This window comes from Anaerolineae bacterium (assembly GCA_014360855.1).
Classification (GTDB): Bacteria; Chloroflexota; Anaerolineae; order JACIWP01; family JACIWP01; genus JACIWP01.
The window spans coordinates 1-7,766 of sequence record JACIWP010000149.1; the positions used below are offsets into that span (position 1 = coordinate 1).

The following is a 7,766-nucleotide window of genomic DNA, read 5'->3' on the forward strand; positions in this document are numbered from 1 at the left end:
CCGGCGAAGGCGACAGCGGCCGCCTCTTCCCCTTCAGCCCGATCCCCTATGAAAAAGCGGAGTAGCTCAAGCACAGAAGGCAACCCCAGCTCTGCCAGCTTGAGCTCGGCCAGAACCCCGTGGACAGAGAGTGTGTGACGCAACCGATCAACCGCTTCTGCCTCTTCCGTGCGATAAGTGCCGATTACCAACAGCGGCCGGCCTTGGATCTGCTGTCCCAGGTATCCTAACCACGCTAGCGTCGCATCATCCGCCCAATGGATATCGTCCAGAAACAATATTGCGGGAGCGGGGCGCCCGACAAAACGGGACACATTCGCCAGGCCGCACACAACCCGGCTAAGTGCCTCAAACAGCCGCGTGCGCGATTCCTCGGGTTCGCACCGGCTCGGAGGAGGCAGTCCCGCGTAGATGGTATGCAGGTCGGGGAGCAGTCTGGCAGCTTCTGCCAGCCAAACCTCTGCAGAGAAACGCGGAAGCCGGGGCAAAGATGCACAAATGATGGACGTCATATTTTTTGTGGCTTCCTGACCCTGCGATTCCCCTTCTCGCTCGGCCTTGTCCCTGGACTCTTTGCTCAGAATAGTGCGCAGGGCCTGGACAATGGGGTAATAGGGAATGTCCCGCCCACCGGGATAACACTGGCCGGCCAATATCAGCGAGCGATCAGAAAAGGGAGCCAGGAAATCCCGGATCAAGCGCGATTTGCCCACGCCGGCCTCCCCGGACACTAAGACGACGCGACCGCGACCCATTTGGACTTCCGCATACATCTGGAGAAGCCAGTCCATCGTCTCCTGGCGGCCAACCAGCGGCGCCTCTGTCCTCGGCAAGCTCTTCCATGCTGGCCTGACCAATGCACAGTCGGGGGAGCGCCCTTCCAGAATCGCCTGGTATATGGCCTTAGACGCCGGGGCAGGCTCCACGCCCAATTCACGCTTGAGAAGCTCTGCACAGCTCACAAACTGCCGCAGTGCCGCGGTCCGATCCCCGATAGAGGCATACAGACCCATGAGCCGGCAGTGTACATCCTCTGCCAGCGGATCAACCTTGAGATACCGTTGTGCATAGCGGATGGCGGAATCATACGCGCCGGCGGCCGTCAACTGCTCAATAAGCGCTGTCAAGGCTATCAAGTACCGTTGCTCCCATGAGCGGCGCTCCATCTCCAGCCAGGCTTCATACTCGGCATTCGCCGGCAGAGAGAAGCCGTCCAGGAAAGGCCCCCGGTACAGCTCGACAACTTGCTGAAGTGCTTTGCAAACCCTATCTTTATCCGGATGTTCCCCGCCGGCCGTCTTCCCCCCGGTAAACTTGCTCGACTGAGAAAAGGAATCCATGCATACTCGCTCGAAAGCCGCGGCATCAGACCATACATGCACTGGATCCAGCGCAATATGGTCGGGACAGGACAGGAGCAGTCCTGGGTGGGGAAGCGCACGGCGCAAGTGGGTCAGCAGATGGGAAAGATTTCTATGAGCTGTTGTCTCAGGAACATCAGGCCAGAGGAGCAAGCAGAGGTGTTCGCGCGAAACAGGTTGAAGCCGGCTGGCAAGTCGAAACAGCAGAGCGCGAGCCTGGCGCCGGGAGATAGATACGGAATACCCCGCCCCCACCACTTCCGGCGGGCCCAGCAGGTAAAGCCGCAGTTGAGGGAGCGCCAAACTCCCCTGTGACTGCCGCGGACCATGCATTCTGTCAACCTTCTGCAAGGTGCACCGAAGGGCGAACCGCCCTGGTATGGAAATGAGAGGATGCTCGCACAAGCGGAGATATTGTTCTCCACACCGCGCTGCTCTCGTCCGCTCCTCTATTTTGCATTATACACTATTTTGCCATGGACGGGAGCACAATTTTCGGACTAGTGTCTTTCCCGCCGGCATTCCGCGGTGCGGAATGCAGGAAGCCGCCGTTTGCCACCCCGCTGAATTTGTACCGGCCCAGCTCTCATGGTATAATATGGTCTGATAAGCATCGCTTTTTCCCAGCATCCGGAGGCCGGCCATGTCCATGCCCATGTCCGAACGCCAGCGCATCCTTGCCGTCTACCGCGGCGAAACACCCGACCAGGTGCCCTTCTTCCTCGATCTGTCCCACTGGTTCTATCAGAAACACCGCATCCCCTGGGACCTGTCGGAGGCGCACCTCGACGTGGAGTGGGACCTGCTGGCCTTTCACCGGAAGGTCGGCGCCGGTTTTTACATCGTCAACCTCTGCGCGTTTTATGACGTCGTCTATCCGCCCGACGTGATCGCCACCACGACCAAGACCATGACCCCCGCCGGCCCGGAGATCACCTGGCGCTACGAAACGCCCATCGGGGTCATCGAACGCAAGCGCCGCTGGGAGGAGGACAGCTACTCCTGGAACATCTCGCAGTGGGGCGTGCGCACCGAGCAGGATCTGCGAGTGCTGGCCTATGCCCTGGGCCGCCGGCGCTATATCCCTCGCTGGGAGCGCTACGAAGCCTGGGTGGATGCCGTCGGCGACCAGGGGGTGGTGTACATGCCCATCGGCTACAGCGCCATGGGACACCTGCTGGCCTACTGGATGGGTATCGAACAGACCATCTATGCCGTGCAGGACATGCCGCACGTCATGCGCGAGGTCATCGACGAGATCAACGCCAATGTCCTGGAGCTGGTGGACCTGGTATGCCAAAGCCCGGCCGACGTCATTATCATGGGGGATAACTTCAGCAGTGATATTCAGCCCCCGCACTTCTTTAAGAAATGGTCGGAACCATTTTACCGCGAGGCCATTTCCCGCATCCGTGCCGCCGGCAAGTTCAGCGCGGTGCATATTGACGGCCGGCTGAAGGGGATTCTGCGCTGTTTCGCGGAGCTTGGCGCATCGTGTGCCGATGCCGTCACCCCTGCCCCGATGGGCGATTTGACCCCGGAGCAGTGCCGGCAGGAAGCCGGCCCCGACCTGATCCTTTCCGGCGGCGTCCCCCCGAACCTCTGGCTCCCCGAGGTCAGCGATGAGGAATTCCGCCAGGCCGTACTGCGCTGGCTGGAAATCCGCCGGCTCAGCCCCCGCCTCATCGCCAATGCCGGCGATCAAGTGCCGCCCGGCGCACCCGAATACCGCATCACCATGATGCGCGAGCTGGTGGACCGCTACGGCCGCTACTAAGCCCAGCGCTGTTCCTTACCAGGATGATACCGGGCAAGTGACCCTCGCCCTTGCCGCGCGCCATATACCCCACTCCGGTTTTGACAAATAGATATGTCTGGAATATGATAATTATTTGCACCCAGGGACGCCGGCCGTTGGTGCTCCTTTCCGGAGCCGTGCCGAATAAACCGGTTCCCATCGGCGTCTATTAGTGCGGTTGCGAACGACAGAAATGATACAAGAGGAGGGCAGCGCGGCAGTTCATGAACCGGACATGGCGTATTCTGATTATCATCCTGCTGGTCTTGATCGGCGTCGGAGCAGGCGTATATTACTATACCGGCCGGCAGGCCGCTTCCCAGGAGCCTGCCTATCAGGTGGTTACCGTACAGCGCGGCACGGTGGTGTCCAAAGTGACCACTACAGGGACTATTTCTCCCCATCGCCAGGTGGCGCTGAGCTTTCGGAGCGCCGGCACAGTGGCCGAGGTATTGGTACAACCGGGTGACCGAGTGAAGGAAGGGCAACTGCTGGCGCGCCTGGATGACCGCGATTACCAGCTGGCGGTGGAACAGGCGGAGTCCGCCCTGGAAATCAGCAAGCTTCAGCTTGCCAAGGCGGAGGCCGGCCCCAGCCCCGAGGACCTCGCCGCCGCCCGCGCCAGCGTGGAGAGCGCCGAGGCCTCGCTCAACAAGCTGAAGCAAGGGCCGACCCCACAGGAAATCACAGTGGCCAAGTCCAGCCTGGAGCAGGCGCGTATCGCCCTCCAGCAGGCCCAGGCCGCCTATGATAAAGTCGCCTGGGTCGGCGGCGTGGGCGCCCTGCCGCAGTCCCTACAGCTTCAGCAGGCCACCATCCAGTACGAGGCCGCCCTGGCGAATTATCAGCTCGCCACACAGGGAGCTACTGAGAGTCAGATCAAGGCCGCCGAGGCCCAGGTCGCGCAGGCCCGGGCCAATTTGCAACGTCTGTTGAAATCCCCCAGCGAGGAAGACCTGGCTATCGCCCGGGAGCAGGTCCATCAGGCGGAGATCAACCTGGAAAAGGCGCGCAATGCCCTAGATGGCGCCAGGCTGGTCGCTCCGTTCGCCGGCATCGTCGCCCAGGTCAACATCAAAGAGCTGGAGTCCGCCCCCTTGGGACAGCCGGCCATCCTCCTGATCGACGATTCGTCGTTCTATATCAACGTCAACGTGGACGAGTTGGATGTCCCGCTCATCGCGGTCGGCCAGCAAGCGTGGGTCACGCTGGATGCCCTGCCGGGTGTGGAGCTCGCCGGCCATGTGGATTATATCGCGCCGGTGGCGACCTCCGTCGGCGGTATCACCAGCTATCAGGTCAAGGTTATCATAGACCAGGCCGACCCTCGGGTGCGGGCCGGCATGACTGCCAACGTCGACATTGTCACGGAACAGCGGGAAAATACCCTGGTCATCCTCAACCGCGCCCTGCAGTTCGACCGTCAGACGAATCAATTTTTCGTCGAGAAACTGGTCGGCGGCACTCCTACCCGGGTGGAGGTGAAGCTGGGCCTGCGCGGCGACCAGGAAAGTGAGGTGCTCGAGGGCTTGTCGGAGGGGGACCAGGTGATCATCCGCACCGTCTCCACCCTCCAGCAACTGCAGAGCACCTTCGGAAGCAGTGGCTTTGGCCGCTAGGCTCGCCCCAGCGGGCTGTCGAACCATTTGAGGATAGAGCATGGACGCAAGAGATGACCATGTGTTGATAGACGTGCGGGATGTGGTGAAAATCTACCGCATGGGGGAGGTGGAGGTGCCGGCCCTGCGCGGCGTCTCCCTGCAAATCCGCCGCGGAGAACTCCTCTCCATCATGGGGCCGTCCGGTTCGGGCAAATCGACCCTGATGAACATCCTGGGCTGTCTGGACCAGCCGACCTCGGGTGAGTACTATCTGGACGGCGTCAATGTGGGCGAGCTGGACGACAATGCCCTGGCGGTCATCCGCAACCGCCGCATTGGCTTCGTCTTCCAGAACTTCAACCTCCTGCCGCGCACGACCGCCCTGCAGAACGTGGAACTGCCGCTGATATACGCCGGCGTCGGACTGCGGGAGCGCCGGGAGCGCGCTATCGCCGCCCTGGAGGCCGTCGGTCTCGGGGATCGCATCCATCACCGCCCCACGGAACTTTCCGGCGGCCAGCAGCAGCGCGTGGCTATCGCCCGGGCTTTGGTGACTCACCCGTCCATTATCCTGGCCGATGAACCGACGGGCAACCTGGACAGCAAATCGGGCAAGGAAATCGTCGCTATCTTCCAGCGTCTGAACCGCCAGGAGGGCATCACGGTGGTATTCGTCACCCATGACCCGGAGGTGGCGGCCTGCACCCGCCGCATCATCCGCCTGCGGGATGGGCTGGTGGAGAGCGACGAGCCGCGTGAGGCGGACTGTGTGTACCTGGAGCCGGCGGAAGCGGGTATGCCCGGTTCCTTGACATAAGATGAGGTTGGAAAAGGGATGATGTACATTCTGGAAAGCCTGCGCATCGCACTGCGAGGATTAAGCGCCAATAAACTGCGCTCCGCCCTGACCATGCTCGGCATCATCATCGGGGTGGCGGCGGTCATCACCCTGCTTTCCGTGGGGCAGGGGGTGCAGACGCTGGTTACCTCCAGCCTGGAAAGCATCGGGACGAACCTGCTGTTCGTTTTCCCCGGCAATATCCAGAGCATGGGCGCCGGCGCCCGCTTCACCACCGCCGCCTACCTGACCCTGCGCGACGTGGACGCCATCCGCAACGAAGTGCCCCATATCACCGCGATTGCGCCTTCCCTGCAGGGAACGGCGGACGTGGAATACGGCAAGACTACCATCCGCACCACGCTTATCGGCACGACCCCCGAGTACGGCCCGGTGCGCAACTATCAGCCGGCGGACGGCATGTTCCTTACGCCAGAGCACCAGGCCACCGGCGCGCGAGTCGCGGTGTTGGGCTGGCGGCTGGCCAGCAAGCTCTTCCCTCCGGATGTCTATCCCATCGGGCAGACCATCAAGATCAACCGCATCCCGTTCCGGGTTATCGGCGTGCTCAAGGAAAAGGGCGGCGGGAGCTTCGGCAGTCAAGATGACGTGGTCATGGTGCCGTTGAGCGTGGCGCAACAGCGCCTGTATCCGAGCCGGCGCAGTCCTGCCGGCGAGCCGCTCATCAGCGTCATTGACGTCCAGGTGGACTCGCAGAAACATATGGACAGCGTCGCCGCCGGCATCACCGATGTCCTGCGTCAGCTTCACCGCCTGAAGCCCGAGGATGACAACGACTTCACCGTCATCAGCCAGGCTGACCTCATCAATATTTTCGGGCAGATCACTGGTGTGCTGACCATCTTCCTCGGCGCCATCGCCGGCATCTCCCTGCTGGTCGGCGGCATCGGCATCATGAATATCATGCTGGTCAGCGTCACGGAGCGCACGCGCGAGATCGGCATCCGCAAGGCGGTCGGTGCCAAACGCCGCGATATCCTCCTCCAGTTCCTGATCGAAGCGCTGGTGCTGTCGCTCATCGGCGGCGCGTTCGGAATCATGCTGGGCATCGCCGGCGCGCTCGTGGTAGACCGCCTTTCCGCCGACCTGACCACCGTCATTACGCCCCAGGCCATTCTGCTGGCGACCGGATTTTCCGCCGCCGTCGGGCTGTTCTTCGGCATTTACCCGGCCTCGCGGGCCGCCCGCTTGAATCCCATCGAGGCCCTGCGCTATGAGTGATAGTGGGGATATCCATATGGGAAGGCACTCGGGAACACTGCGAATTCATGTCGTTTATCTGCTGTTCGTGATGCTTCTGGCGCTCGCCGGCTGTGGGCCAGCGGCCCCTACCGCCGTCTTGCTGACGCCCACGCAGGCGCCGGCGCAGTCGCCCTTGCCTTCGCCAACGATCAGCCGCGTGCCGGCCGTTTCACCCACCCCGACCATGACGCGCACGCCGAAGCCGACGCCTACGCGCTGGATATATGCCCGCATGACGGCCACTGCCCAGGCCCAGCAGACGGCCCCTACCCCGACGCCGCCGGCCGCCGCCACACCCTCCGCTGCGGCAGGCACTACGGCTCGGCTTGCCGGCCGGTTCATCTTTCAGCTCTCCGCCGGCGGTCCCATTTATACCATTCATGCGGACGGTTCCGGGCTGACGATGCTGACCGCCGGCATGGATCCGGTGTGGTCGCCCGACGGCGAGCATTTCGCCTTCACCCGCTGGGATGGGGACCGCCCCGGGGTATATGTGATGCGGGCAGATGGGACGGATGAGCGACTGCTTTTCGGGACCCGGCAGGCGCGCCTGCCGGCCTGGACGCCGGACGGCCAGCGCATTATCTTCTCTCGACAGAACGGGGGGCGGGACCCCCAGCGCATCTGCATACCTGGCTACCGCTGTTTCGATATCCCGGCCGATGAGTACTGGCGCCTGGCAGTGGTGACGGCGGCCGGCGATGACTTTCGCGACCTGCCCAGCGATTTTCACAGCTTCAGCCCGGTGGTCACTCCCGATGGGAAGTGGGTCATCTATGCCGGCGACCGGGGGCTGAAGCGGATCAACCTGGAGACAGGGGAACAGCGCGCGCTGACCGATGAGCTGTACGTCGCATCGCCGGCCCTTGCTCCCGACGGCCGGCGCCTGGTCTACATGGTGCGTC

General features: G+C 62.6%; 6 protein-coding genes. 5 read left to right on the forward strand and 1 reads right to left on the reverse strand.

The features are described 5' to 3' along the window. The coding region (locus tag H5T60_09085; GenBank protein ID MBC7242584.1) for an AAA family ATPase at positions 1–1,340 on the reverse strand (1,340 nt) is incomplete at its 3' end. Positions 1,341–2,004: 664 nt separating this feature from the next. Here H5T60_09085 and H5T60_09090 point away from each other — a divergent pair. From H5T60_09090 to H5T60_09110, 5 genes are all read left to right on the forward strand, one after another. Further along, positions 2,005–3,138: a hypothetical protein gene (locus H5T60_09090; GenBank protein MBC7242585.1), complete on the forward strand. Its 1,134-nt coding sequence runs from the start codon at positions 2,005–2,007 to the stop codon at positions 3,136–3,138. Positions 3,139–3,383: 245 nt separating this feature from the next. After that, on the forward strand, positions 3,384–4,778 hold the full coding sequence (locus H5T60_09095; protein MBC7242586.1) for an efflux RND transporter periplasmic adaptor subunit: 1,395 nt from the start codon (positions 3,384–3,386) through the stop codon (positions 4,776–4,778). Between the two features lie 64 nt (positions 4,779–4,842). Further along, positions 4,843–5,577, forward strand: a complete 735-nt coding sequence (locus tag H5T60_09100; GenBank protein ID MBC7242587.1) for an ABC transporter ATP-binding protein — start codon at positions 4,843–4,845, stop codon at positions 5,575–5,577. A gap of 21 nt (positions 5,578–5,598) precedes the next feature. After that, the gene (locus H5T60_09105) at positions 5,599–6,840 is read left to right on the forward strand and encodes an ABC transporter permease (protein MBC7242588.1); all 1,242 of its coding nucleotides are present in this window, start codon (positions 5,599–5,601) and stop codon (positions 6,838–6,840) included. Positions 6,841–6,856: 16 nt separating this feature from the next. Further along, a partial coding sequence (locus tag H5T60_09110; GenBank protein ID MBC7242589.1) for a PD40 domain-containing protein occupies positions 6,857–7,766 on the forward strand: 910 nt, incomplete at its 3' end.